Origin of the sequence: Rhizobium zaerense, from assembly GCF_051810725.1 — a bacterium.
Taxonomy (GTDB): Bacteria; Pseudomonadota; Alphaproteobacteria; order Rhizobiales; family Rhizobiaceae; genus Rhizobium; species Rhizobium leguminosarum_I.
On record NZ_JBPWQY020000005.1, the window covers coordinates 215,988 to 239,667 of the forward strand.

The window sequence follows — 23,680 nt, forward strand, 5'->3', positions numbered from 1 at the left end:
GCTCCCGAAAAGACGCGCGGCGCTGCCCCAATCTCCATCAACTGCGGAACAGTTTCCAGCGGGTTGGCTTGAAAGCTACCCGGTTGCGGTCAAGCCTGTCGGCCTCGCTCGGCGGCAATTCGATCTCGATATGCGGGCGGTCGTTGCCGATATCCAATTCGATATGGCGGGTGCCTGCCACGCGGCGGCTGGAGACCGGCTGGCCGGCTATGCAGTTTTCGGCTGATTCGCAGAGCCTGACGTCATGCGGGCGGAAATAGAGTTGCGCGGGTCCCTCGGGCTCACCATCGGCATTAAGACCGAGCGAACGGCCTTCGAAGAGGATGTCACCGCCTGATATCTCGACCTGCAGGCAGTTCGATTGGCCGATGAAGCCGAAGACGAAGGGCGAGTTCGGATAATCGTAGACCTGATCGGGCGTGCCGACCTGCTCGATCGCCCCCTGGCTCATAACGACGACACGGTCGGCGAGTTCTAGGGCCTCGTCTTGGTCGTGCGTGACGAAAACGGTGGTGTGGCCGGTGCGGTCGTGGATCTCGCGCAGCCATTTGCGCAGGTCCTTGCGAACCTGGGCGTCGAGCGCCCCGAAGGGTTCGTCGAGCAGCAGCACGTTCGGCTCGACGGCCATAGCGCGGGCGAGGGCCACGCGCTGGCGCTGACCGCCGGAAAGCTGGGCGGGATAGCGTTTTTCAAGACCGGAAAGCTGGACAAGGTCGAGCAGTTCCAGCGCCCGCCGGCGGATGTCGGCCTTCGCAGGCCGCCGCGCACCCTTTCTGACCTCAGGCCGAAGGTGACGTTATCGAGCACCGTCATGTAGCGGAAGAGGGCATAATGCTGGAAGACGAAGCCGATATTGCGCTGCTGCACTGATTTCTTCGAGGCATCCTCGTCGCCGAAGAAGATCAGCCCCTCCGTCGGGCTTTCCAGCCCGGCGATCAGGCGCAGCAATGTCGTCTTGCCGGAACCCGAAGGGCCGAGCAGTGCGATCAGCTCGCCGGAGCGGATGTCGAGCGAGACATCGTGCAGCGCCGGAAAACGATCGAATTCCTTGCGAATGTTTTGAACGCGTACTTCCATTCCAATTCCTTCAGTGCCGCCGGCTGGCGGCGATTTCGGCGCTATAGCGCATTTCCAGCAACGTCTTCAAAACAAGAGTCAGGAGCGCGAGCAAGGCCAAAAGCGTGGCGACGGCAAAAGCGCCGGTGAAATTATACTCGTTATAGAGGATTTCCACCTGCAGCGGCATGGTATTGGTCTGGCCGCGGATGTGGCCTGATACCACTGAGACGGCGCCGAATTCACCCATGGCGCGGGCGTTGCAGAGAAGCACGCCGTAGAGCAGGCCCCATTTGATATTCGGCAAGGTCACGTGCCAGAAGGTCTGCCAGCCGCTGGCGCCGAGCGAAAGGGCCGCCTCCTCGTCGGCCGTTCCCTGTTCCTGCATCAGCGGAATCAGTTCGCGGGCGACGAAGGGGAAGGTTACGAACATGGTGGCGAGGATCAGCCCCGGCACCGCAAACAGGATCTTGATGTCGTGAGCGCTGAACCACTGGCCGAGCCAGGTATTGGCGCCGAACAGCAGAACGAAGACCAGGCCCGATATCACGGGTGAGACCGAGAAGGGCAGGTCGATCAGCGTCGTCAGGAAGGCTTTGCCTTTGAACTCGAATTTGGCGATTGCCCAGGCGGCGGTGACCCCGAAGGCGAGGTTGAGCGGCACGCTGATCCCCGCGACGATCAATGTGAGGCGGATTGCCGAAAATGTCTCCGCATCGCCGAGCGCCTCGAGGAAGGGGCCGGTGCCCTTGCGGAAGGCCTCTACGAAAACGGCCGCGAGGGGCAGCAGCAGGATCAGCAGCAGGAAGACGAGTGAAAGGACAATCAGGCTGTAGCGTGCGATCCGATGTTCAGTCGTCACCGAACGCAGCTTTGCCGGTCGAACGGTCGCATCAAGCGCCATAGCCATACCTCCGCCTGCTCCAGCTCTGGATGAGGTTGATGACCAGCAGCAGGGCGAACGAGAGGACCAGCATGATCGCCGCTATGCCGGTGGCTGCCGCGTAATTATACTCTTCGAGTTTGATGATGATCAGCAGCGGCGCAATCTCCGATTTGAACGGCAGGTTGCCGGCGATGAAGATGACCGAGCCGTATTCGCCGACGCCGCGGGCAAAGGCGAGCGCGAAGCCGGTGAGCACGGCCGGCGCCAGCCCCGGCAGCAGCACGCGGAAAATCGTCTGGAAGCGGTTGGCGCCGAGCGTTGCCGCAGCCTCCTCCACTTCCTTGTCGATCTCCTCCATGACGGGCTGCACGGTGCGCACCACGAAGGGCAGGCCGACGAAGATCAGCGCCACGACGATGCCGGCTGGCGTAAAGGCGATCTTGATGCCGAGCGGCGTCAGGAACTGACCGATCCAGCCGTTCGGCGCATAGAGTGTCGCCAGTGCGATGCCGGCAACGGCGGTCGGCAGCGCGAAGGGCAGGTCGACCATGGCATCGATGATGCGTTTGCCGGGGAAGCGGTAACGCACCAGCACCCAGGCGAGGATGATGCCGAAGACGGCGTTGACGATCGCGGCGATGAAGGCGCTGCCGAAGCTGATACGCAGTGCGTTCAACGTGCGGGGATCGACCGCGATCGACCAGAATTTCTCCCAGCCGAGCGCGCTCGACCGGACGGCAAGGCCCGAAAGCGGGATGAGGATCAGAAGGGTGAGCCAGGTCAAGGTAAGGCCGAGCGCCATTCCGAAACCCGGAATGACGCTCGGCCGTTTGAACCGCCACCGCGTGGGGCTATGTGCTTTCATGAAGTCTATTATTGGGCCGGCTTGTAGATTTGGTCAAATACGCCGCCGTCGCCAAAGAATTTCGGCTGTGCGCTCTTCCAGCCGCCGAAGTCGTCGATGGTCGCCAGCGTCAGCTTCGGGAAGCGGGCGATGTCAGCCGGATCGGCGGCTTCCGGCTTGAACGGCCGGTAGTAATGCTTGGCAGCGATCTTCTGGCCTTCGTCCGAATAGAGGTAGTTGAGATAGGCTTCGGCGACCTTGCGTGTTCCCTTCTTGTCGACATTGCCGTCGACGATGGCGACCGGCGGGTCGGCGCGGATGGAGAAGGTCGGTGTCACGATCTCGAACTGGTCGGGACCGAGTTCCTCGAGCGAAAGATAGGCTTCGTTTTCCCAGGCAAGCAGCACATCGCCGAGGCCGCGCTGGACGAAGGTGGTCGTGGCGCCGCGGGCGCCAATGTCGAGAACCGGAACGTGCTGCAGCAGTTTCGCAACGTAATCCTGCGCCTTGGCTTCGTCGCCGCCGTTGGCCTGCTTGGCCCATGCCCAGGCGGCAAGGAAGTTCCAGCGCGCGCCGCCCGATGTCTTTGGGTTCGGGGTGATGACCTGCACGTCGTCCTTGACCAGATCGCCCCAATCCTTGATGCCCTTCGGGTTGCCCTTGCGGACGAGGAAGACGATCGTCGACGTATAAGGCGTCGAATTGTTGGGGAACTTGGTCTTCCAGTCGGCCGGGATCTTGCCGGTCGCCTTGGCGATGGCGTCGATATCGCCTTCGAGGGCAAGTGTCACGACATCGGCGTCGAGGCCGTCGATGACGGAGCGGGCCTGGGCGCCGGAGCCGCCATGCGATGCCTGGATCGTCACGGTTTCACCGCTGTCCTTTTGCCACTTGGCGGCAAAGGCGGCATTGAAATCCTTGTACAATTCGCGAGTCGGATCGTAGGAAACGTTAAGAAGCGTCTGATCCGCGAATGCCGGAGCGATGCCCCCGATTGCGAAGCTGCCTGCCATGACCGCCGCCGCGAGGAGCCGGGTGAACCGTTGTGTCTGCATGGGAACCCTCCTGTTTTGTGTCTTAACTCTATCAATTCAGTCGTATAATGAAACGAAGTTTCTTCCCGTTCCAGTCGGACTGTTAGAACGTCATTCCATTTAAGAGGCGGTTTTGAAATGGACGTGCCGAAGTTGGCCGCGGCCAATCGATCGTCGCCCGCCGTCGTGTCGCGGGAGCGTGTTTTTTTGGCCACAGTTCCTCCACGAAAGCGACATGATGGTGCTGATTTTTGCCAAGATTTTGCCGCGATGGCACTTGCGGATTCCTATATGGCCTCCGTTGCGGTCGTATTCGCCGACCGCAACGCGGGGGCAACCCTTGAAGTGCGCCTCGCATTCCAAACCTGTTAAGGGCCATTCAAAATGAATATCAGGACGATCCTTTTTGCCTCCGTTGCCGCCCTTGCCGCGGCCTCCGGAGCCCGTGCAGCCGACGCCATCGTGGCGGCGGAACCCGAGCCCGTGGAATATGTTCGCGTTTGCGACGCCTACGGTACCGGCTATTTTTATATTCCGGGGACGGAAACATGCCTTTCGATCGGCGGTTACATCCGTACTGAAGTGCGTTTCGGTGACCATATTTCCGGCGACTCCGACGTAGACTTCTGGACTCGCGGTCAGGTCACCTTCCAGGCCAAGAACGACACCGAGTACGGCACGCTCACCGGCGTCATCACGCTGCGTTACAATGTCGACAATGCCACCGACCAGGAAGCATTGCTCGATGAAGGCTATATCGACATTGCCGGTTTCCGCGTCGGTAAGCTGTACAGCTGGTGGGATGACGACATGAGCGGGGAGACCGATACGCTCGCCAGCAACGAGACGACCCACAACTCGATCCGTTATCAGTACGAGGCCGGCGCTTTCGCGGCCGGCATCTCGGTCGACGAACTGGAAGACGACTACGCCACCAAGCCGGGCGACGGCCCGAACAACTTTGGTGTCGCAGGCCAGGTCTCCTACAAGGCCGGCGCCATCAGCGCTTACCTGCTTGCCGGTTATGACACCGACACCAGCGAAGTCGCTGTCCGCGGCATCGTCTATGCCGATATCGGCCCGGGCACGCTCGGCATCGCCGGCGTATGGGCAAGCGGCGCCAACTACTACTACGAAGAGTCCGAATGGACGATCGCAGCTGAGTATGCCTTGAAGATCAACGACAAGTGGAAGGTCACTCCCGGCTTCCAGTACTTCGAAAACATCGCTCTCGAGGCTGACGGCAACGGCTTCACCGGCGGCAGCGCCTATACCACAGGTGTCACCATCGACTACCAGATCGTCGAAGACCTGCGTACGAAGCTCAGCGTGCAATATCACGATGAGGACGAAGGCGACGACGAAGTGTTCGGCTTCCTGCGCTTCCAGCGCGATTTCTAAGATAGTCTGATTGCAGATGAGCGGGCGCGACCTTCGGGCCGCGCCTTTTTATGATGCCGACAAGTGTGAGCGATCTTCGGACGACATCATGCTCTCGCTATTGAATTTGGACGTCACACCCGTGAATCGGCGATGAAATCGGAATAGAATTCGTCGCCCGTTCTTGCCTTGCGCATGGCGGCAAGCACGCCGTCCGATTGCAGCCGCCTGGCGATGGCAGACAGCACGTTCAGATATTCGCCGCGATTGTTTTCTCCGAAGAGCAGCACGAAGGCGATGTCGGTCGGGATATCGTCGATCGCTTCGAAATTCAGTGGTTGGGCGAAGCGGATGAGAAGGCCGCGCGGGCTGGTCATGCCGTCGATCGCCGCATGTGGAATGGCGATACCGTTGCCGATGCCGGTGGAACCGAGCTTCTCACGCGCTTCGAGCGCCTTCAGGATGGTCTGGCCATCGACGGAGAATGCCTTGGCCGCCTTGTCCGCGATGGTCTGCAGCGCGCGCCATTTGGTCGGCGCCGACACGCCGATGAAGGTGTGTTCCGGCCGGATGATGTTCAGAAGGTTCATGTCATTCTCAATACTGTTCGGCTCAATACTGCTCGGGCAGCGGGAGGGAGGGGATGTCAATCCGGTTCCCTGAGCCGGTAGCCGACGCCGGTCTCGGTGGTGATATAGTGCGGCTGGTCCGGAAGCTGCTCGACCTTTTGCCGCAGCTGCCGGATATAGACGCGCAGATACTGCACATCCGCCGCCGGCCCCCATACCTGCTTTAAAAGAAACGGGTGTGTCAGCACCTTACCGGCGTGCTGGGCGAGCACGCGCAGGATGTCGTATTCCTTCGGCGACAGCTTTATTTCCTGGCCGTCGACCTTGACGATGCGCTTGACGAGATCGATCGACAGCCCGCCGGTCTGGAAGATTGCCTTTTCGCCCTGCTGCTGCAGGCGGTGGCGCAGCGCCACGCGGATGCGGGCGCCGAGCTCGTTGATGCCGAAGGGCTTGGTGACGTAATCGTCGGCGCCGCTTTCCAGCGCCTTGACGATACCGGCCTCGTCAGTGCGGCTGGAGAGAATGACGACCGGCATGGAAAGCCCTTCGTCGCGCCACGCCTGCAGCAAGTCGTGGCCTGATGTATCGGGCAGGCCGAGGTCGAGCACGATGAGGTCGGGCATGTCGGCGGCGACCGACTGACGGGCGGCGCTGGCGTTCGGCGCCTCCTGCACCTCGTAGCCTTGCGCGGTCAGGCCGACGCGGAGCAGCTTGCGGATCGGAGGCTCGTCGTCGACGACGAGGATTTTGACGGCTGAACCGGTCATTTGAGTTCATCCAGTTTTGGAATGTCGGTGGGTTTCGGCAGGCGGATGGTGAAGACAGCGCCCGGACGGCCCGTGCGGTTGCCGGCGGTGATCGTGCCCCCCATCGCTTCGATGAAGCCGCGACAGATGGAAAGGCCAAGCCCGGTGCCGGCGCGCACCTGATCGCCCTTGCGCACGCGGTAGAAGGTGTCGAAGACGCGGGTAAGATCCGCCGGCGGAATGCCTGGGCCTTCGTCCGAAATCTGCACGACGACGTTGTCGGCATCGGCCCAGCCGCCGATATGGATCACCGATCCCTCGGGCGCGTATTTCGCGGCATTGTCGAGCAGGTTGAAGATCACCTGCTCGAACAGGACAGGATCGACGCGCACCATCGGCAGCTCGGCAGGAATGCTCATCTCGGTCTTATGGCCGTCGAGGATCTTTGCCGCGCGGCGCAGCGCGCTGCCGACGATATCGCCGGCATAATGCAGCGCATGGTTCGGCTCCATCGCGCCGGATTCGATCTTGGTCATGTCGAGCAGGTTGGCGATGAAGCGGTTGAGGCGTTCGGATTCGTCGACGACGGTCGACAGCAGGTCGCTGCGGTCCTCCTCCGGCATCGAGGCGAAATAGTCGCGCAGCGTGCCGGCGGCGCCGAGGATGGCGGCCAGCGGTGTCTTCAGGTCGTGCGAGATCGACGTCAGCAGGGCCGAGCGCAGCCGGTCCGCTTCGGCCGCAAGCCGTGCCCGGTCGACATCGGCAACAAGCTGGATGCGTTCGATGGCAAGGGCCGCCTGATCGGCCAGCGCATCCAGCAGCCGCTGTTGCTCCGGCGTCAGCAGCGGCCCGTCGCGGCGGTCGCTGTCGAGGCCGATGACGCCGACGGCGGTGCGCCCGGTTCGGAGCGGCACATAGAGGCGCTTGGCGCCGGGCAGGGTGTCGGCGCCGCGGCCGGCGGCATGATTGTGCTCCCAGGCCCAGCGGGCCGCGGCGATATCGGCATCGTCGAGCGTGTCATCAGGGGGATAACCGGCCTTGACGGCGATACCGCCCTCTTCCGGCAGCAGCAGCACGACGCGGACCTTCAGCATCGAGGCGAGCTGGAAGGCCGTCGCCCAGAGCACGTCGTCGAGCGTGCCGGTGCCGGCGAGTTTTTTAGAGAAGAGATAGAGGTCCTCGGTCGTGCGCGCCCGCTGGCGGGCGGCGGCCGCCTGGCGCTGCACGGTCGCGGTCAGGTTGCTGGCGATGATGGCGACGCCCAGGAAGAAGAAGAGCGCAAGTACGCTTTCCGGATCGCTTATCGTCAACGTGTAGCGCGGCGGCAGGAAGAAGAAATTGAAGGAAAGCGCGCTGAGGATGCAGCTGTAAAGGGCCGGCCGCAGGCCGTGGAGGACGGCGGAGGTCAGCACCGCCATCAGGAAGACGAGGGCGAGGTTGCGCACGTCGAGCACCTGGTCGAGCACGATGCTGACGCCGAGCGCGATGGCGACATAGCTGGTCGCCAGCAGGTAAGCTCTGAAATCCAGTGGCGGCGGGGTGGCGGCCGCCCTGACGCCGCGCGCGGTGGTGCCGTCCTTCTCATTGCCTGAAATGACATGGACGCTGATCTCGCCGGTCTTGCGGATCAGCTCGTCGGTGATCGAGCGGCTCCACCAGTCGCGCCATGTCGGCTTCTTCGGGGCGCCGATGACGATATGGGTGACGTTATTGGCGGTGGCGTGGCGGACGAGCTCTTCGGCTACCTCGCGGCCGGGAATGGTGATCGCTTCGCCGCCGAGCTGCTCGGCAAGGCGCAGCGTGGCGGCGACGATATCGCGCTCGGCTTCCGTCAGATTGATCGAGCGGTTGGTCTCGATATAGACGGCCGCCCAGGGTGCGCGCAGCCGCGAGGCCATGCGGGCGGCATAACGCACCAGCGAGGCGGAGCGCGGATGGTGGTCGACCGAGACGAGAACGCGTTCGCCCGCCGCCCAGGGGCCCGATATGGCATGGGCCTGCATATGCGTGAGCAGCTGGTCGTCGACGCGCTGGGCAGTCTTGCGGAGCGCAAGCTCTCGCAGTGCCGTCAGGTTGCCGGGGGTGAAATAATTGCTCAGCGCACGTTCGGCGGTGCGCGGCATGTAGACCTTGCCGTCATGCAGACGCTTGATCAGATCATCCGGCGTCAGGTCGATGATCTCGACGTCGTCGGCAAGGTCGATAATCGAGTCCGGCACCGTCTCGCGCACGCGGATGCGGGTGATCTGCGAGACGACGTCGTTCAGGCTTTCGACATGCTGGATATTCAGCGTCGTATAAACGTCGATGCCGCGATCGAGCAATTCCTTGACATCGAGATAGCGCTTCGGATGGCGGCTGCCCTCGGCATTGGTGTGGGCGAGTTCGTCGACCAGCACAAGATCCGGCCGGCGGGCGAGGATGCCGTCGAGGTCCATTTCCTCGAGCGGCCGGCCCTTGTAGCTGATTTCAACGCGGGGGATGATCTCGAAGCCGGCGACGAGCGCCTCGGTCTCCTTCCGGCCATGAGTTTCGACAACGCCGATGACGACATCGAGACCGTCGGCCATCTTGGCGCGGCCGGAGACGAGCATCTCGTAGGTCTTGCCGACACCGGGGGCGGCACCGAGGAAGATCTTCAGACGGCCGCGCGACTCCGCCCGGGCTTTTTCAAGAAGCGCATCGGGCGAGGGCCTGCCGGCCTGGTCGCGATTGTCGTCTGGCATGCGTGTGGTCTTTCTGCAGATGGCTGCCGAGGAGGGGCGCTATGTCTTCCTATCCTTCGTCCCTGCGACGCGCGCAGCGATGGGAAGAAAAAGGGCGCCCAGCCTGCCAGGGTTACCGAGTCATAGAAGCATCAAGGCTCTGGTTCAACGCCAGAACATTGACTGTGGGTTCGCCGAGAATGCCGATTTCGCGGGCATAAACCACACCGTCGACCAGCGCCTTGACCTTGGCCTCATCAACACCACGTGCCTTGGCGACGCGCGCCACTTGAAAGTAGGCAGCCTCCGGCGAGATATCGGGATCAAGGCCACTGCCCGAAGCGGTGACGAGGTCGGCGGGCACCTCCGCGTTCGGGTTCGTCGCCTTGGCGGTCTCGTAGTCGCCCTTGACGCGGTCGATCAGCTTCTGGCTGGTCGGGCCGAGATTCGAACCGCTGGAGGCAGCCGCATTGTAGCCGTCGCCGGCGGCCGAAGGGCGGCCGTGGAAATACTTGTCGCTGGTGAAGGCCTGGCCGATCAGCGTCGAGCCGATCACCTGGCCGTTCTTCTCGATCAGGCTGCCGTTCGCCTGGGTCGGGAAGAGGGCCTGGGCAGCACCCGTCATGGCGAGGGGATAGAGAAGACCGGTGATGGCGGTGGTGGCGACGATCATGACGATTGCCGGACGAAGTTCTTTGAACATTGTCTTACTCCTTGGAGTGTTCAGGCGAGTCCGAGGGCTGCGACGGCCATGTCGATCGCCTTGATGCCGATGAAGGGGACGATGATGCCGCCGGCACCGTAGATCAGCAGGTTGCGCGACAGTAGCGCGCCGGCGCCGATCGGACGGTAGCGGACACCTTTCAGCGACAGCGGGATCAGCGCGATGATGATCAGGGCATTGAAGATGATCGCCGAGAGGATGGCGCTTTGCGGCGTCGACAATCCCATGACGTTGAGCACGCCGAGCTGCGGGTAGAAGGTCAGGAACATCGCCGGGATGATGGCGAAATACTTGGCAATGTCGTTGGCGATCGAAAACGTCGTCAGCGCGCCGCGCGTCATCAGGAGCTGCTTGCCGATCTCGACGATCTCGATGAGCTTCGTCGGATCGCTATCGAGATCGACCATGTTGCCGGCCTCGCGGGCGGCGACCGTGCCGGTGTTCATGGCGACGCCGACATCGGCCTGGGCGAGCGCCGGCGCATCGTTGGTGCCGTCGCCGCACATGGCGACGAGCTTGCCCTTCGACTGTTCCTCGCGCATCAGCGCCAGCTTCATTTCCGGCGTTGCCTGGGCGAGGAAGTCGTCGACGCCGGCCTCGGCGGCAATGGCGGCTGCCGTCAGCGGGTTATCGCCTGTGATCATCACGGTGCGAATGCCCATGCGGCGCAGCTCGGTGAAGCGCTCGCGGATACCGCCCTTGACGATATCCTTCAGCTGGATGACGCCGAGCAGCCTGCCGTCGCGGGCAACTGCCAGCGGTGTGCCGCCTGATTTGGCGACTTCGTCGGCGATCGACTGCAGTTCGCGCACGACCTCGCTGCCGTTTTTCGAGGATGAATCGCCGTTGACATAGGCCAGCACGGCATCGACCGCACCTTTGCGGATCGAGGCTCCTTCGAGATCGACGCCGCTCATGCGGGTCTGGGCGGTGAAGGGCACGAAGGTTGCTTTCAGGCTTGCCATGTCGCGGCCGCGGATCGCGTATTTCTCCTTGGCGAGCACGACGATCGAACGACCTTCCGGCGTTTCGTCGGCAAGCGAGGCGAGCTGGGCGGCATCGGCGAGATCCTGTTCGGAAACGCCGCGGACCGGACGGAAGGTCGTTGCCTGGCGATTGCCGAGCGTGATCGTGCCCGTCTTGTCGAGCAGCAGCGTGTCGACGTCGCCGGCAGCTTCGACCGCGCGGCCGGACATGGCGAGCACGTTGAAGCGGACGAGGCGGTCCATGCCGGCGATGCCGATTGCCGAGAGCAGTGCGCCGATCGTCGTCGGGATCAGGGTGACGAAGAGGGCGACGAGCACGATGATCGGGATCGAGCCGCCGGCATAGATGGCAAAGCTCGGGATCGTCGCGGTGGCAAGCACGAAGATCAGCGTCATGCCGGCAAGCAGGATGTTGAGTGCGATCTCATTCGGCGTCTTCTGGCGTTCGGCGCCTTCGACGAGCGCAATCATCCGGTCGATGAAGGTCGAGCCGGCAGCGGCGGTGATGCGGACACGGATCCAGTCGGAGAGTACCTGCGTGCCGCCGGTGACGGCCGAGCGGTCGCCGCCGGATCTGCGGATGACAGGGGCGGATTCGCCTGTTATCGCCGCTTCGTTGACGGAGGCTACACCTTCGATCACTTCGCCATCCGACGGGATGATGTCGCCGGCCTCGACGAGCACGATATCGCCGACCTTAAGGCTGGTGCCCGGCACCATGCGGTAGCCGCTGCCGTTGTTGGCGGTGAGTAGCTTCGCCTGGGTTTCGGTGCGCGCTTTGCGCAGCGAATCCGCCTGCGCTTTGCCGCGGCCTTCGGCGACGGCTTCGGCGAAGTTGGCGAAGAGGGCGGTGAACCAGAGCCAAAGATTGATCTGAAACGAGAAGCCGAGATTACCGTTGCCTGCTACGAAATCGCGCAGGAAGAGGACGGTGGTCAGCACGGAGACCGTGGCCACGACGAACATGACCGGGTTTCTGGCAAGCGCGCGCGGGTTCAGCTTCTTGAAAGCGGCGCCCACGGCCGGAATGAGGATGCGAGAATCCATGATGCTCGCGGATTTTGCCTGGCTCATAAGAGACTCCAGCTTTGAAACGAGGATGGCGAACCGGCGGCCGGTCAGCCCTGTAGGATTTTGAAGATGGCGGCGATGACGAGGAGGCCTGCCATCATCACCAGGATGACGTCGGGGGCGCGGGTCGTCGGGCCATTCCCTCGTCCCGGCGCACCGGGACGAGGGTGGGAGGCGTTGCGAAGCCTGTGACGGAGGATCATGGCATCACCTCAGAAGGTCTGGCCGGCGATCATGACCAAGTGCTCGACGATAGGGCCGAGCGCCAAGGCCGGAAAGAAGGTCAGGCCGCCGACGATCAGGATCGTGCCGACCAGCAGGCCGACGAAGAGCGGTCCATCCGTCGGGAAGGTGCCTGCCGAAGCCGGAACCGTCTTTTTGGCGATCAGCGAGCCGGCGATGGCAAGCGCCGGGATGATGACCAGGAAGCGGCCGGCGAGCATGCCGATGCCGAGCGTCACGTTGTACCAGGGCGTGTTGCCGGTCAGGCCGCCGAAAGCCGAACCGTTGTTGGCCGCAGCCGAGGTATAGGCATAGAGGATTTCGGAGAAGCCGTGCGGACCGGCGGTGCCGATCGAGGCGACGGCGGAGGGCAGCACGGTGGCGATTGCGGTAAAGACCAGCATGGCGAGCGGCAGGCAGAGAATGGCGAGAACGGCCATCTTCATTTCCTTCGCCTCGATCTTCTTGCCGAGATATTCCGGCGTCCGGCCGACCATCAGGCCGGCGACGAAGACGGCGACGATGATGAAGAGAAGGATGCCGTAGAAACCCGCGCCGACACCGCCGACAATGATTTCGCCGAGCTGCATGTTGATCAAAGGGATCAGGCCACCAAGCGCGGTGAAGCTGCCGTGCATGGCATTGACCGCGCCACAGGAAGCGGCCGTCGTAATGACCGCAAAGAGCGAAGACAAGGCAACGCCGAAGCGGACTTCCTTGCCTTCCATATTGCCGCCGCCGAGACCGAAAACGTGCATCAGCGGGTTGCCGGCAGCTTCCGCCCAATATGTGACACCGACACCTGCGAGGAACAGCACGCCCATCGTGGCAAGGATCGCCCAGCCCTGGCGCTGGTTGCCGACCATGCGGCCGAAGACGTTGGTCAAAGCCGCGCCGATCGCGAAGATTGAGACCATCTGGATGAGATTGGAGATCGCGTTGGGATTTTCGAACGGATGGGCCGAATTGGCGTTGAAGAAGCCGCCGCCGTTGGTGCCGAGCATCTTGATCGCAAGCTGCGAGGCGACCGGGCCGACGGCAATCGTCTGCTGCGCACCTTCGAGCGTGGTCGCATTGACATAAGCGCCAAGCGTCTGCGGCACGCCGAGATAGACGTAGACGATGGTCAGCACGATGCAGATCGGCAGCAGGATATAGAACGTGCCGCGGATCATATCGACCCAGAAATTGCCGATCGCCTTGCCCGACGCCCGTGCGAAGGCACGGATGAAGGCGACCGCGATCGCCATGCCGGTCGCGGCCGACAGGAAGTTCTGCACCGTGAAGCCGGCCATCTGGGTCAGATACGACATGGTGCTTTCGCCGCCATAATTCTGCCAATTGGTATTTGTGGGAAAGCTGACGGCGGTGTTGAACGAAAGCTCCGGCGGGACGGCGGCCATGCCGGCCGGATTATAGGGCAGGACGTCCTGCAGGCGCAGGAGCGCGTAGAGGACGAGGACGCCGAGGAGGTTGAACATCAGCATCGCGAAGGCATAGGAGGTCCAGTGCTGCTCTTCGCGCTCGCTGGTGCCGGCAATACGGTAAAGCCCCTGTTCGATCGGGACGAGGACCGGGGAGAGGAATGTGCGCTCTCCGTTATAGACACGCGTCATATAACCGCCGAGCGGTTTGACGAGCACGAGGACGATCCCGCAGTAAAGCAGGATCTGAAGCCATCCGTTGAGGGTCATGGAGGTAAACTTTCAATACCCGGCTGCTTCTCGGTCGCGCATGCGCGACCCCAGAAGCGCCAGTTCTCTTCAGAAGCGTTCTGGGCGAAGGAGAGCGTAGGTGAGGTAAACGGTGAGAAACACGGTTACGGCACCGCTCAAGACATAATCGAGGGTCATCGTCGTTTCTCCTGTCAAAGCCTGTCGCAGGCTCGGGTGTAGGCAAAGCACAGCGCAAAGAATATGATCGCCGTGCCGAGTAGAATGATATCCATTATGATCGTGACTCCTGTCGTTCTTCTTGGAGTCAGACAAGACAAAGGGCGCTGGGAGGCCGCCTTTCATGCTTTCTGGCGTGGAGACGATCTTTCGATCTCTCGGACGTCAATATGGAGCCGAAGAGCATAAAGGTTCGAGACGGACGACAGGCCATCAATATAAAAATCTTATAAATGCGCTTGCGAGGCCGCTCACCATCGGACCAGGTTGGCGCAGTTTTCGGACGGGCCGCTGCCGGCACTGAGCCTCGGCAAGTACGAGTGAGCATTTTTTCATTTGTTGAGCAAAAGCCTTCGCAATCTGGTTGAATTGGGAAGGCTTCGGGCTTTATAGTCGGCTGCAACGCTGCCCGATGGAGTCATGGGCAAGCCATTAGGGAAGGAAACCGACGATGACCAAAGTCCGCGCGCTTGTCCTCGAGCGCCAGCATGAGCTTGCGCTCCGCGATATCGATCTGCCGCTCGAAACCGGCCCCGGCGAGGTGAAGATCAGGATCCACACGGTCGGCGTCTGTGGTTCGGACGTGCATTATTACACCCACGGCAAGATCGGCCCCTTCATCGTCAACGCGCCGATGGTGCTCGGCCATGAGGCGGCGGGCACGGTGGTCGAGGTCGGTACCGGCGTCACGCATCTGAAAGTGGGCGACCGCGTCTGCATGGAGCCCGGCATTCCCGATCCGAATTCGAAGGCAAGCCGGCTCGGCATGTACAATATCGACCCGGCTGTCACCTTCTGGGCGACCCCGCCGATCCATGGCGTGCTGACGCCAGAGGTCGTGCATCCCGCCAACTACACCTTCAAGCTGCCCGACAGTGTCAGCTTTGCCGAAGGCGCCATGGTCGAGCCCTTCGCCGTCGGCATGCAGGCGGCTGCCAAGGCGAAGATTACGCCTGGTGATACTGCCGTCGTTCTCGGCGCCGGGCCGATCGGCACGATGGTGGCGATCGCGGCGCTTGCCGGCGGCTGCGCCCGCGCGATCGTGGCTGATCTTGCCCAGCCGAAGCTCGATATCGCCGCACAATACCAGGGCGTCATCCCGGTCAATATCCGCGAGAAGAACCTGGCCGAAGAAGTTGCCCGGCTGACCGACGGCTGGGGCGCCGATGTCGTCTTCGAATGCTCCGGTTCGCCAAAGGCCTGGGAGACGATCATGGCGCTGCCGCGCCCGGGCGGCGTCATCGTCGTCGTCGGCCTGCCGGTCAACCCGATCGGCTTCGACGTCTCGACGGCATCCACCAAGGAAATCCGCATCGAGACGGTGTTCCGCTACGCGCACCAGTATGAGCGCTCGATCGCGCTGCTCGGCTCGGGTCGCGTGGATCTGAAGCCGCTGATATCAGAGACGTTCAAGTTCGAGGATTCCATCAAGGCGTTTGACCGCGCCGTCGAGGCGCGGCCGAGCGACGTGAAGCTGCAGATTGTGATGGAATAGGACGCCATACCTCTATGAGTGCTTGGCGTTCAGTTTCATCTTGCGAAAGGCAAGAGCCGCGGCTGCGACGACAGCCGCGGCTCCGACTGCGATCAGGAGATGGCGGTGAAGCGGAAGGCGGCCCAATGTCTGTTCAAGGCCGTGCCCAAACAAATAGCCCAGCGCCGTGAAGAGCTGCCCCCACACCAGCGCGGCCACGGCATTCAGGATCATGAATTTCCCGGTCGCTATTCGCGTCGTGCCGATGACGATCGGGCTGATCGTCCGCAATCCCACCAGGAAACGAAACGCAAGGATGAAGCCTGTGGGATATCTTTCCAGGAGCCGGGTTGCACGCGCCAGCGCCGGTGTCTCCATCAGCCGGCGGACGAGACCCCATCGAGCCGCATAACGGCCGGCGAAGAACCAGAACTGATCGCCGGCGAACGATCCTGCCGTTGCCGCAAGCGACGCCGACCAATAGGTCAGCAGCCCGCGGTGGGAAATCACGCCGCCAAGGAAGGCGGCTGTTTCGCCTTCGAAGGCTGAACCCAGAAATATCGCCAACAGGCCGTAGTGCTCGATCAGCAGTTCGATAGACACGCAGCTGTCCTCGGCCCGGGGTTTCTACAGCTAAACTGGCTTCAAATCCCCAAGCAGCGTCGGGATCAGCTCCGACACCGTCGGATGGATCGGCACCGACCATTGCAAGGCCGGATAGGTCGTTCCCGCATTCATCGCGTCTATGATGCCGTGGATCACCTCGTCGCCTTCGATGCCGAGGATCGCCGCACCGAGGATTTTTTTGGTCTCGGCGTCGGCGATCACCTTCATGAAGCCTTTGGTCTCGCCGCGCTCGTTGGCGCGGCCGACGCGGCTCATCGGCCGGGTCGAGATCATGATCTTGCGTCCCGAGGCACGCGCCTGCTTCTCCGTCATGCCGACGCGGCCAAGCGGCGGGTCGATATAAAGGGCATAGGCCAGGATGCGGCTCGAGACCTTGCGATCGTCGCCGTCGAGCAGGTTGGCGGCGGCGATCTCGAAATCATTGTAGGAAGTGTGGGTGAAGGCGCCGCGGCCGTTGCAGTCGCCGAGCGCTAAGATGCCGTCGACATTGGTGGCAAGCCTGTCGTCGACTGTGATATAGCCGTGCTTGTCGGTGATGACGCCGGCGGTATCGAGGCCGAGATCGTCGGTATTCGGCTTGCGGCCCGTGGCGATCAGCACATGGCTCGCATCGATTCTCGCTGAATCGGTGGCGACCGTTATTCCGTCGCTGCTCTTGGCGAAGGCGATGTCGCTGGCGCCGGTATGAATGTCGATGCCCTCCGAGCGCAGGACATCAGCGATCGCGTCGGATATATCCTCGTCCTCGCGCGATGCGAGCTTCGGGCCATGCTCGATGACGCTGACTTCGGCGCCGAAGCGGCGATACATCTGTGCGAATTCCAACCCGATATAACTGCCGCCGATGACGGCCAGATGCCGCGGCAGCGTGTCGAGATGGATGATCGAGGTGCTGGTGAGATAGTCGATATCGTTGATCCCGGGCAGGTCGGGGATGACGGGCCGCGCGCCGACATTGAGGAAGATGCGCGGTGCGGTCAGCGTCTCGCCGTTGACGCTGACGGTCTTCGGGCCCTCGAAACGGGCGTGGCCGTAAATCACGGTCATACCGTCCATGCCGGCGAACCAGCTGATCAAGCCGTTGCGGGCGTTCATGGTCACGGTTTCGGCACGGGCTTTGACCACCTTCATGTCGATGGCGATCTCGCCCTGGAGATTCACGCCGTAAACGGCGCCGTTTCTCGCGACATGGGCGGCGCGGGCGCTGGCGACCAGCGTCTTCGTCGGCATGCAGCCGGCATTGACGCAGGTGCCGCCGAGGAATTTGCGCTCGATCAGCGCCACCTTCATGCCCTTTTCGACCATCCGGGCAGCGAGGAAGGGGCCGGACTGACCGGCGCCGATAACGATGGCGTCGAAGCTCTTCATGACACGGCCACGATCAGCAGCGCGCCGATGACGGCGACGGCATCCTCGATGAGAGCAGCCGGCAGATCCTTGCCGAAGGACGCTGCGAGCCTGCCGCGGACGGCAGCACCGCCATATGTGCCGATGACGGCGCCGATCACCCCGACAATCAGCCCGCCGAAGAGCAGGCTGTTGGCGGCGCCGATCGTGGCACCTGCCAGCCCGCCCATGACAATGCGAGCGCCGAATTGCACCGGCACCTTGCGCGAAGGCGTAGATGGCAGCTGGTCGGTAATCAGTTCGACGACGGCGAGAAGCGTGAAGATCCACGGCGTCCATTGGTAAGCCATGAACGCAAGCGGCGTCTGCGAGACATCAAACCAGCCAAGCGCCGCGCCCCAGGCGACGGCGGCGGGCGCGGTCATGGCGCGAAGCCCGGCAATGACACCAATCAGCAATGCAACAAGCAGAAACATGCATGGTCCCCCTTTTTGCCGGCTCTTGCCGCCTTCAGCGAAGGTTGCACATTGTCAGGCGCGTGGCAATTCGCCCTTTCGCGCCAAGAGGCTAGTTCGCAAAGGCGGCAATGCCGGTGATCGCCCGGCCGATGATCAGCGCGTGGATGTCGTGCGTGCCCTCATAGGTGTTGACCACTTCGAGGTTGACGAGGTGACGGGCGATGCCGAATTCGTCGGAGATGCCGTTGCCGCCGAGCATGTCGCGGGCCGCCCGCGCAATCTCCAGCGCCTTGCCGCAGCTGTTGCGCTTGAGGATCGAGGTCAGTTCCACCGGCGGATGGCCTTCCTCCTTCATGCGGCCAAGCCGCAGACAACCCTGAAGGCCGAGCGCGATTTCCGCCGCCATGTCGGCGAGCTTCTTCTGGATCAGCTGGTTGGCGGCAAGCGGCCGTCCGAACTGCTTGCGCTCGAGCGTATATTGCCGGGCTCTCGCATAACAATCCTCGGCAGCACCGAGTGCGCCCCAGGCGATGCCGAAGCGGGCCGAGTTGAGGCAGGTGAACGGCCCTTTGAGGCCTGTCACATCAGGCAGAAGGTTTTCCTCAGGCACGAAGACCCCGTCCATCACCACTTCACCGGTGATCGAGGCGCGTAAGCCCACCTTGCCGTGGATGGCGGGAGCCGAAAGCCCTTTCCAGCCCTTTTCGAGGATGAAGCCGCGGATGAGGCCATCCTCGGTCTTTGCCCAGACGACGAAGACATCGGCGATCGGTGCGTTGGAGATCCAGGTCTTCGAGCCGGTCAGGCTGTAGCCGCCGTCGACCTTTTTGGCACGTGTAGCCATCGAGCCGGGGTCGGAGCCGTGATCCGGTTCGGTCAGCCCGAAGCAGCCGATCCATTCGCCGGTGGCGAGTTTCGGCAGGTATTTCAGCTTCTGTGCCTGCGACCCGAAGGTTTCGATCGGCACCATTACGAGTGATGACTGGACGCTCATCATCGAACGATAACCACTATCGACCTTTTCGACCTCGCGGGCGATCAGGCCGTAGGCGGTGTAACCGAGGCCGGCGCCGCCATAATCCGGCGAGACCGTCGGGCCGAGCAGGCCGAGTTCGCCCATTTCGCGGAAGATCTCAGGATCGGTCTTTTCGTTACGGAAGGCGTCGAGAACGCGGGGCGCAAGCTTTTCCTGCGCATAGGCGTGGGCAGTATCCTGCACCATGCGCTCTTCGCTGGTCAGTTGCTCCACCAGGCGGAACGGATCGGCCCAGTCGAAAACTTCGCGCGTATGCTGCATGGCGGCGTCTCCTCATGGTTCAGGCTTGCCTCGCTCAAGTTGGCCATAGACCCGCCAGCCGACCGCGTCAACAGAAGGTCGTCGCGCCGAAAAGACGGGCCACGCCATCTTTTCAAAAGCGTCGGCATGATCCACTTTGCCCGCGATCGATTCTGGAACGAGGAGGCGGAAATGTCGTCAAGCGATCTGTTCGTATCGGCCGAAGGCGCCGAATGGGTCAATCCCGAGCCCGGCGTCGTCCGGCGCATCATGACCTACCTGCCCGAGATGATGATGGTGGAAGTGGCCTTCGAAAGCGGTGCCGTGGGTGCCGCCCATTCGCATCCGCACATCCAGGCGAGCTATGTCGCCGAAGGCAGTTTCGAAGTGACGATCGATGGCCGGACCGAGGTGCTCAAGCAGGGCGGCAGCTTCATCGTGCCCCCCAATCTGGTCCATGGCGTCAAGGCGCTGGAAAAGGGCCGACTGATCGATGCATTCACCCCGCACCGGGCCGAATTCCTGAAAGAGCTGGCATCATGCCACTCATGATCTAAACATCCGCTCTTGCCCGGCGCGCGGGGCCGGCGGCGGTGACATAGGGCGGGACGAAGCGCGCATCCTCGCCGCGCACCGCCTCACGGAGGAAATCGATGACGGCGCGCACGCGGGGCGCCTGTTTCAGGTCGCGATGGCAGGTGATCCAGTAATGGCGCTTGAGGTCGATCTCGTCTGGCAGCACGCGCACGAGTTCGGGATAACGGCTGGCGAAGAAATAGGGCAGGATGCAGAGGCCGAGGCCGTTTCTCGTGGCAGTCAGCTGCGCGAAGATGCTGGAGCTCTGGAACTGCGGCTTGATGCGCGGGTGCACATCGCCCAGATAATCCAGGCCCGGCGCGAAGATCATTTCCTCGATATAGCTGACGAAGGGATGGCTGAGCAGGTCTTCGCGGGAGTTGATGTCAGGCGCCTTGGCCAGATAATCGCACGAGCCGTATACCTGCAGGTGGTAATCCGTCAGCTTCTCGGCGAAATACGCCCCGCCCTTCGGTTCGTCGAGCACGACGGAAAGATCGGCCTCCTTGCGCGACAGCGACATGATCTGCTGGATCGTCACCAGTTCCAGCGCCAGGTGCGGATGCTGGGCGGCAAACTGCGGCAGCACGGTTGCGAAGAAGAAATTGGCAAAACCCTCCGGCGCGCTGAGCCGCACAAGGCCGCGCTGCGCCATCGAGCCGTCGGCGAGGTCGGCGCGCAGCCGTTCGGTCTCCTGCTCCATCCTCTCGGCCGTCTCGACGAAGCGCGTGCCCATGGCGGTTAGCACGTAGCCGCGGGGATTGCGCTCGAACAGCTTGACCTTGAGGGTGAACTCCAGCCGGTCGATGCGGCGCGAGACGGTGGCATGGCTGGAGCGCAGTTGCCTGGCGGCGGTCGACAGCTGTCCGGTGCGGGCGACGGCTAGAAAAAACTGCAGATCGTCCCAAGTAAACTGCGGTGGATTCTTCATCGCGATCCTCATCTGTTCAAAAACGAACAGATACTGTTTGGAATTAGTTGTAAACCACCCGTTGCTTCAACGGGGAATTTCCGTGATCGTAAGGGCAGGGTCCGCCGCTCTGAGGAGTGCGGCTGGCCAAATCTGAACAGATCCGCAATCTGGCCAATCTCTGGGAGGAGAGAATATGCGTAAGAATTTCATTGTATCAGTTGCATTTCTGCTCGCGAGCAGCACTGCGGTACTCGCGCAGAGCGCGACCGACGGCAAGGTCAAGATCGGCATCCTGAACGATCAGTCGGGTGTCTATGCCGATTTCGGCGGCAAGTCTTCTGTCGAAGCCGCCAAGATGGCGGTCGAAGATTTCGGCGGCAAGGTGCTTGATGTGCCGGTCGAGATCGTCGATGCCGACCACCAGAACAAGCCGGATATAGCCTCCAACATCGCCCGCCAGTGGTACGACACCGAGCAGGTGGATGCGATCATGGAACTGACGACCTCGTCGGTGGCGCTCGCCGTGCAGGCGATCGCCAAGGAGAAGAAGAAGATCGACATCGTCACAGGTGCGGCCACTACGGATCTCACCGGCAAGGCCTGCTCGCCTTATGGATTCCATTGGGCCTACGACACCCATGCGCTAGCTGTCGGCACCGGCGGCGCGCTCGTCAAGCAGGGCGGCGACAGCTGGTTCTTCCTGACTGCCGACTATGCCTTCGGCTATTCGCTGGAGCAGCAGACCAGTGATTACGTCAAGGCGAGTGGCGGCAAGGTCGTCGGCGCCGTCCGCCACCCACTGTCGACCCAGGACTTTTCGTCCTTCCTGCTGCAGGCGCAATCGTCCGGCGCCAAGGTGATCGGCCTTGCCAATGCCGGCCTCGACACCTCGAACGCCATCAAGCAGGCGGCCGAATTCGGCATCACCCAAGGCGGCCAGCATCTGGCGGCACTACTCTTCACATTGGCCGAAGTCCACGGTCTCGGCCTCGATGCGGCGCAGGGGCTAACGCTGACGGAAGGTTATTACTGGAACCGCGACGACGAAAGCCGCGCCTTCGCCAAGAAATTCTTCGCCCGCACCGGCAAGATGCCGAACATGATCCACACCGGTACCTATTCAGCAGTGACGCAATATCTGAAGGCGGTGCAGAAGGCCGGCACCGACGAGACGGAAGCCGTCGCCAAGCAGCTGCATGAACTGCCGGTCGACGACGTCTTCGGCCGCGGCGGCACGGTCGGCGCCAATGGCCGCATGATCCACGACATGTACCTGCTGCAGGTCAAGAAGCCTGCCGAAAGCAAGGAGCCGTGGGATTACTTCAACGTTCTCGCCACCATTCCCGGCAAGGAAGCCTATATCGATCCCGCCAAGAGCGGCTGCGATCTGGTGAAGTAAGCACGATGGCGGTCTCCGCAATTGAAACTCAGGAAAAGCCGCGGGTGGTATTGTCCGCCCGCGGCTTGCGCCGCGATTTCGGTGGCTTCACGGCCGTCAAGAACGTCGATCTCGACGTGCATGACGCGAGCGTGCATGCACTGATCGGCCCGAACGGCGCCGGCAAGACGACGGTCTTCAACCTGCTGACCAAGTTCCTGCAGCCGACCTCCGGCACCATCACGCTGATGGGCACCGACATCACCAAGACGCCGCCCGACAGAGTGGCGCGCATGGGGCTCGTTCGCTCCTTCCAGATCTCGGCGGTCTTTCCGCACCTGACCGTTCTCGACAATGTCCGCGTGGCGCTGCAGCGGCCGAACAATCTTTCCACGCAGTTCTGGCAGCCGCTGTCCGCGCTCGGCCGGCTGAACGAGCGCGCCGACGAACTGCTGGCGAGCGTCGGGCTGTCCAAGGAGCGCGATCACATCGCCGCCGATCTTTCCTATGGCCGCAAGCGCGTTCTGGAGATCGCCACCACGCTGGCATTGGATCCGAAAGTGCTGCTGCTCGACGAGCCGATGGCCGGCATGGGGCAGGAGGATGTCGGCGTCGTCTCGTCGATCATACGCGACGTCGCCCGCGACCGGGCGGTGCTGATGGTCGAACACAATCTCTCCGTCGTCGCCGATATCTGCCAGCATGTCACCGTGCTCCAGCGCGGCGAGATCCTCGCCGAGGGCGACTATGCCACCGTCAGCCAGGACGAGCGCGTGCGCGTGGCCTATATGGGCACGGAGGAGCATTGATGGCCGCTCTCCTCGAAGTCCAGGGGCTCAATGCCTGGTACGGCGAAAGCCACGTCCTGCACGGCGTCGACATGCGTGTGGCCGAAGGCGAGACGATCACCATTCTCGGCCGCAACGGCGTCGGCAAAACGACGACGCTGCGCACCATCACCGGCATCGTGGGGGCCCGCAGGGGCAAGATCAGCTTTGCCGGCAGCGATATGATGCAGGTGCCGCTGCACAAGACGGCGCATCGGGGCATCGGCTTCGTGCCGGAGGAACGCGGCATCTTCTCGACGCTGACCGTTTCGGAAAACCTGCTGCTGCCGCCTGTCGTGGCAGCGGGCGGCATGACGCTCGACGAGATCTATGAGCTCTTCCCCAATCTCCACGAGCGCCGCGGCAGCCCGGGCACCAAACTATCCGGCGGCGAGCAGCAGATGCTGGCGATCGCCCGGATCCTGCGTACCGGCGTCAGGCTGCTCATTCTCGACGAACCGACGGAGGGGCTTGCCCCCGTGATCGTCCAGCGCATCGGCGAGGTGCTGAAGACGCTGAAGGAGCGCGGCATGACGATCCTGCTGGTCGAGCAGAATTTCCGCTTCGCCAGCCGTATTGCCGATCGCTTCTATCTGATGGATCATGGGCAGATGGTGTCGGAATTCCCGGTCGGTGAACTGCCGCAGCGCATGGATACGCTGCACAAGGTTCTGGGAGTGTGACCA

The 23,680-nt window shown here is 62.5% G+C and carries 23 protein-coding genes and 1 pseudogene; 7 read left to right on the forward strand and 17 right to left on the reverse strand.

Annotated elements, in window-relative coordinates:
* Positions 1-37 precede the first annotated feature (37 nt).
* The 4 genes and pseudogenes from ACS4RR_RS31890 to ACS4RR_RS31905 form a co-directional block, all read right to left on the reverse strand.
* A pseudogene (locus ACS4RR_RS31890) lies at positions 38-1,077 on the reverse strand (sulfate/molybdate ABC transporter ATP-binding protein).
* 10 nt (positions 1,078-1,087) lie between these two features.
* Complete coding sequence (cysW, locus tag ACS4RR_RS31895; protein ID WP_017968349.1) at positions 1,088-1,960, reverse strand: sulfate ABC transporter permease subunit CysW; 873 nt, start codon at positions 1,958-1,960, stop codon at positions 1,088-1,090.
* Positions 1,950-2,807 carry a sulfate ABC transporter permease subunit CysT gene (cysT, locus tag ACS4RR_RS31900; RefSeq protein WP_162115288.1) on the reverse strand — a complete coding sequence of 286 codons (858 nt, stop codon included), beginning with the start codon at positions 2,805-2,807 and terminating at the stop codon, positions 1,950-1,952. Before cysT ends, cysW begins: the two co-directional genes overlap by 11 nt.
* A gap of 8 nt (positions 2,808-2,815) precedes the next feature.
* Positions 2,816-3,841, reverse strand: a complete 1,026-nt coding sequence (locus tag ACS4RR_RS31905; RefSeq protein ID WP_456190598.1) for a sulfate ABC transporter substrate-binding protein — start codon at positions 3,839-3,841, stop codon at positions 2,816-2,818.
* A 117-nt stretch (positions 3,842-3,958) separates the two neighbouring features.
* Between ACS4RR_RS31905 and ACS4RR_RS31910 the strand changes: the two genes are divergently transcribed.
* Positions 3,959-4,192: a hypothetical protein gene (locus ACS4RR_RS31910; RefSeq protein WP_170258370.1), complete on the forward strand. Its 234-nt coding sequence runs from the start codon at positions 3,959-3,961 to the stop codon at positions 4,190-4,192.
* A gap of 12 nt (positions 4,193-4,204) precedes the next feature.
* Complete coding sequence (locus ACS4RR_RS31915) at positions 4,205-5,221, forward strand: porin (protein ID WP_017968352.1); 1,017 nt, start codon at positions 4,205-4,207, stop codon at positions 5,219-5,221.
* Between the two features lie 113 nt (positions 5,222-5,334).
* On the opposite strand, the gene ACS4RR_RS31920 is transcribed toward ACS4RR_RS31915, so the two are convergent.
* The 8 genes from ACS4RR_RS31920 to ACS4RR_RS31955 form a co-directional block, all read right to left on the reverse strand.
* Positions 5,335-5,790 carry a PTS sugar transporter subunit IIA gene (locus ACS4RR_RS31920; RefSeq protein WP_456190599.1) on the reverse strand — a complete coding sequence of 152 codons (456 nt, stop codon included), beginning with the start codon at positions 5,788-5,790 and terminating at the stop codon, positions 5,335-5,337.
* 56 nt (positions 5,791-5,846) lie between these two features.
* The gene (locus ACS4RR_RS31925; RefSeq protein WP_456190600.1) at positions 5,847-6,539 is read right to left on the reverse strand and encodes a response regulator transcription factor; all 693 of its coding nucleotides are present in this window, start codon (positions 6,537-6,539) and stop codon (positions 5,847-5,849) included.
* Positions 6,536-9,244, reverse strand: a complete 2,709-nt coding sequence (locus tag ACS4RR_RS31930; RefSeq protein WP_260111828.1) for a DUF4118 domain-containing protein — start codon at positions 9,242-9,244, stop codon at positions 6,536-6,538. Before ACS4RR_RS31930 ends, ACS4RR_RS31925 begins: the two co-directional genes overlap by 4 nt.
* A 112-nt stretch (positions 9,245-9,356) precedes the next feature.
* Positions 9,357-9,926: a potassium-transporting ATPase subunit KdpC gene (kdpC, locus tag ACS4RR_RS31935; protein WP_260111829.1), complete on the reverse strand. Its 570-nt coding sequence runs from the start codon at positions 9,924-9,926 to the stop codon at positions 9,357-9,359.
* A 20-nt stretch (positions 9,927-9,946) separates the two neighbouring features.
* A complete protein-coding gene (kdpB, locus tag ACS4RR_RS31940) occupies positions 9,947-12,007 on the reverse strand; it encodes a potassium-transporting ATPase subunit KdpB (protein WP_456190601.1) in 2,061 nt (686 codons plus the stop codon).
* 44 nt (positions 12,008-12,051) lie between these two features.
* Positions 12,052-12,207, reverse strand: coding sequence for a hypothetical protein (locus tag ACS4RR_RS31945; RefSeq protein WP_456190602.1), 156 nt, complete (start codon positions 12,205-12,207; stop codon positions 12,052-12,054).
* 9 nt (positions 12,208-12,216) lie between these two features.
* Positions 12,217-13,920 carry a potassium-transporting ATPase subunit KdpA gene (kdpA, locus tag ACS4RR_RS31950; RefSeq protein WP_170277682.1) on the reverse strand — a complete coding sequence of 568 codons (1,704 nt, stop codon included), beginning with the start codon at positions 13,918-13,920 and terminating at the stop codon, positions 12,217-12,219.
* A 69-nt stretch (positions 13,921-13,989) separates the two neighbouring features.
* Positions 13,990-14,079, reverse strand: a complete 90-nt coding sequence (locus ACS4RR_RS31955; RefSeq protein WP_003547774.1) for a K(+)-transporting ATPase subunit F — start codon at positions 14,077-14,079, stop codon at positions 13,990-13,992.
* A 490-nt stretch (positions 14,080-14,569) separates the two neighbouring features.
* Here ACS4RR_RS31955 and ACS4RR_RS31960 point away from each other — a divergent pair, with 490 nt between their 5' ends.
* On the forward strand, positions 14,570-15,613 hold the full coding sequence (locus tag ACS4RR_RS31960) for an NAD(P)-dependent alcohol dehydrogenase (protein WP_260111831.1): 1,044 nt from the start codon (positions 14,570-14,572) through the stop codon (positions 15,611-15,613).
* A 12-nt stretch (positions 15,614-15,625) separates the two neighbouring features.
* Here the strand turns inward: ACS4RR_RS31960 and ACS4RR_RS31965 are convergent, their stop codons facing one another.
* From ACS4RR_RS31965 to ACS4RR_RS31980, 4 genes are all read right to left on the reverse strand, one after another.
* Entirely contained in the window at positions 15,626-16,195 is a 570-nt protein-coding gene (locus tag ACS4RR_RS31965) for a DedA family protein (protein ID WP_260111832.1), read from the reverse strand.
* A 30-nt stretch (positions 16,196-16,225) separates the two neighbouring features.
* Complete coding sequence (locus ACS4RR_RS31970; RefSeq protein ID WP_222280270.1) at positions 16,226-17,587, reverse strand: FAD-containing oxidoreductase; 1,362 nt, start codon at positions 17,585-17,587, stop codon at positions 16,226-16,228.
* Positions 17,584-18,042: a DUF4126 domain-containing protein gene (locus ACS4RR_RS31975; protein ID WP_162115298.1), complete on the reverse strand. Its 459-nt coding sequence runs from the start codon at positions 18,040-18,042 to the stop codon at positions 17,584-17,586. The genes ACS4RR_RS31970 and ACS4RR_RS31975 overlap by 4 nt, the downstream gene beginning before the upstream one ends.
* Positions 18,043-18,133: 91 nt before the next feature.
* Entirely contained in the window at positions 18,134-19,321 is a 1,188-nt protein-coding gene (locus tag ACS4RR_RS31980) for an acyl-CoA dehydrogenase (protein WP_260060262.1), read from the reverse strand.
* Positions 19,322-19,492: 171 nt separating this feature from the next.
* Between ACS4RR_RS31980 and ACS4RR_RS31985 the strand changes: the two genes are divergently transcribed.
* Positions 19,493-19,852 carry a cupin domain-containing protein gene (locus ACS4RR_RS31985; RefSeq protein WP_260111833.1) on the forward strand — a complete coding sequence of 120 codons (360 nt, stop codon included), beginning with the start codon at positions 19,493-19,495 and terminating at the stop codon, positions 19,850-19,852.
* Between the two features lies 1 nt (position 19,853).
* Here ACS4RR_RS31985 and ACS4RR_RS31990 read toward each other — a convergent pair whose 3' ends face one another.
* The gene (locus tag ACS4RR_RS31990; RefSeq protein WP_456190603.1) at positions 19,854-20,807 is read right to left on the reverse strand and encodes a LysR family transcriptional regulator; all 954 of its coding nucleotides are present in this window, start codon (positions 20,805-20,807) and stop codon (positions 19,854-19,856) included.
* Positions 20,808-20,982: 175 nt separating this feature from the next.
* Between ACS4RR_RS31990 and ACS4RR_RS31995 the strand changes: the two genes are divergently transcribed.
* From ACS4RR_RS31995 to ACS4RR_RS32005, 3 genes are read left to right on the forward strand one after another with little or no spacing between them, the layout of a single operon-like run.
* Positions 20,983-22,188: an ABC transporter substrate-binding protein gene (locus tag ACS4RR_RS31995; protein WP_170279524.1), complete on the forward strand. Its 1,206-nt coding sequence runs from the start codon at positions 20,983-20,985 to the stop codon at positions 22,186-22,188.
* 5 nt (positions 22,189-22,193) lie between these two features.
* Complete coding sequence (locus ACS4RR_RS32000) at positions 22,194-22,976, forward strand: ABC transporter ATP-binding protein (RefSeq protein WP_456190604.1); 783 nt, start codon at positions 22,194-22,196, stop codon at positions 22,974-22,976.
* The gene (locus ACS4RR_RS32005; protein WP_260111834.1) at positions 22,976-23,677 is read left to right on the forward strand and encodes an ABC transporter ATP-binding protein; all 702 of its coding nucleotides are present in this window, start codon (positions 22,976-22,978) and stop codon (positions 23,675-23,677) included. Before ACS4RR_RS32000 ends, ACS4RR_RS32005 begins: the two co-directional genes overlap by 1 nt.
* Positions 23,678-23,680 lie beyond the last annotated feature (3 nt).

What these genes read in the sequence shown, in the direction of transcription:
- ACS4RR_RS31955 (WP_003547774.1), bottom strand. Translation starts at nt 14,079, where the DNA reads ATGACCCTCGATTATGTCTTGAGCGGTGCCGTAACCGTGTTTCTCACC.
- cysW (WP_017968349.1), bottom strand. Translation starts at nt 1,960, where the DNA reads ATGGCGCTTGATGCGACCGTTCGACCGGCAAAGCTGCGTTCGGTGACG.
- ACS4RR_RS31920 (WP_456190599.1), bottom strand. Translation starts at nt 5,790, where the DNA reads ATGAACCTTCTGAACATCATCCGGCCGGAACACACCTTCATCGGCGTG.
- kdpA (WP_170277682.1), bottom strand. Translation starts at nt 13,920, where the DNA reads ATGACCCTCAACGGATGGCTTCAGATCCTGCTTTACTGCGGGATCGTC.
- ACS4RR_RS31970 (WP_222280270.1), bottom strand. Translation starts at nt 17,587, where the DNA reads ATGAAGAGCTTCGACGCCATCGTTATCGGCGCCGGTCAGTCCGGCCCC.
- cysT (WP_162115288.1), bottom strand. Translation starts at nt 2,807, where the DNA reads ATGAAAGCACATAGCCCCACGCGGTGGCGGTTCAAACGGCCGAGCGTC.
- ACS4RR_RS31925 (WP_456190600.1), bottom strand. Translation starts at nt 6,539, where the DNA reads ATGACCGGTTCAGCCGTCAAAATCCTCGTCGTCGACGACGAGCCTCCG.
- kdpB (WP_456190601.1), bottom strand. Translation starts at nt 12,007, where the DNA reads ATGAGCCAGGCAAAATCCGCGAGCATCATGGATTCTCGCATCCTCATT.
- ACS4RR_RS31980 (WP_260060262.1), bottom strand. Translation starts at nt 19,321, where the DNA reads ATGCAGCATACGCGCGAAGTTTTCGACTGGGCCGATCCGTTCCGCCTG.
- ACS4RR_RS31960 (WP_260111831.1), top strand. Translation starts at nt 14,570, where the DNA reads ATGACCAAAGTCCGCGCGCTTGTCCTCGAGCGCCAGCATGAGCTTGCG.
- ACS4RR_RS32005 (WP_260111834.1), top strand. Translation starts at nt 22,976, where the DNA reads ATGGCCGCTCTCCTCGAAGTCCAGGGGCTCAATGCCTGGTACGGCGAA.
- ACS4RR_RS31930 (WP_260111828.1), bottom strand. Translation starts at nt 9,244, where the DNA reads ATGCCAGACGACAATCGCGACCAGGCCGGCAGGCCCTCGCCCGATGCG.
- ACS4RR_RS32000 (WP_456190604.1), top strand. Translation starts at nt 22,194, where the DNA reads ATGGCGGTCTCCGCAATTGAAACTCAGGAAAAGCCGCGGGTGGTATTG.
- ACS4RR_RS31945 (WP_456190602.1), bottom strand. Translation starts at nt 12,207, where the DNA reads ATGATCCTCCGTCACAGGCTTCGCAACGCCTCCCACCCTCGTCCCGGT.
- ACS4RR_RS31975 (WP_162115298.1), bottom strand. Translation starts at nt 18,042, where the DNA reads ATGTTTCTGCTTGTTGCATTGCTGATTGGTGTCATTGCCGGGCTTCGC.
- ACS4RR_RS31995 (WP_170279524.1), top strand. Translation starts at nt 20,983, where the DNA reads ATGCGTAAGAATTTCATTGTATCAGTTGCATTTCTGCTCGCGAGCAGC.
- ACS4RR_RS31905 (WP_456190598.1), bottom strand. Translation starts at nt 3,841, where the DNA reads ATGCAGACACAACGGTTCACCCGGCTCCTCGCGGCGGCGGTCATGGCA.
- ACS4RR_RS31910 (WP_170258370.1), top strand. Translation starts at nt 3,959, where the DNA reads ATGGACGTGCCGAAGTTGGCCGCGGCCAATCGATCGTCGCCCGCCGTC.
- kdpC (WP_260111829.1), bottom strand. Translation starts at nt 9,926, where the DNA reads ATGTTCAAAGAACTTCGTCCGGCAATCGTCATGATCGTCGCCACCACC.
- ACS4RR_RS31990 (WP_456190603.1), bottom strand. Translation starts at nt 20,807, where the DNA reads ATGAAGAATCCACCGCAGTTTACTTGGGACGATCTGCAGTTTTTTCTA.
- ACS4RR_RS31915 (WP_017968352.1), top strand. Translation starts at nt 4,205, where the DNA reads ATGAATATCAGGACGATCCTTTTTGCCTCCGTTGCCGCCCTTGCCGCG.
- ACS4RR_RS31985 (WP_260111833.1), top strand. Translation starts at nt 19,493, where the DNA reads ATGTCGTCAAGCGATCTGTTCGTATCGGCCGAAGGCGCCGAATGGGTC.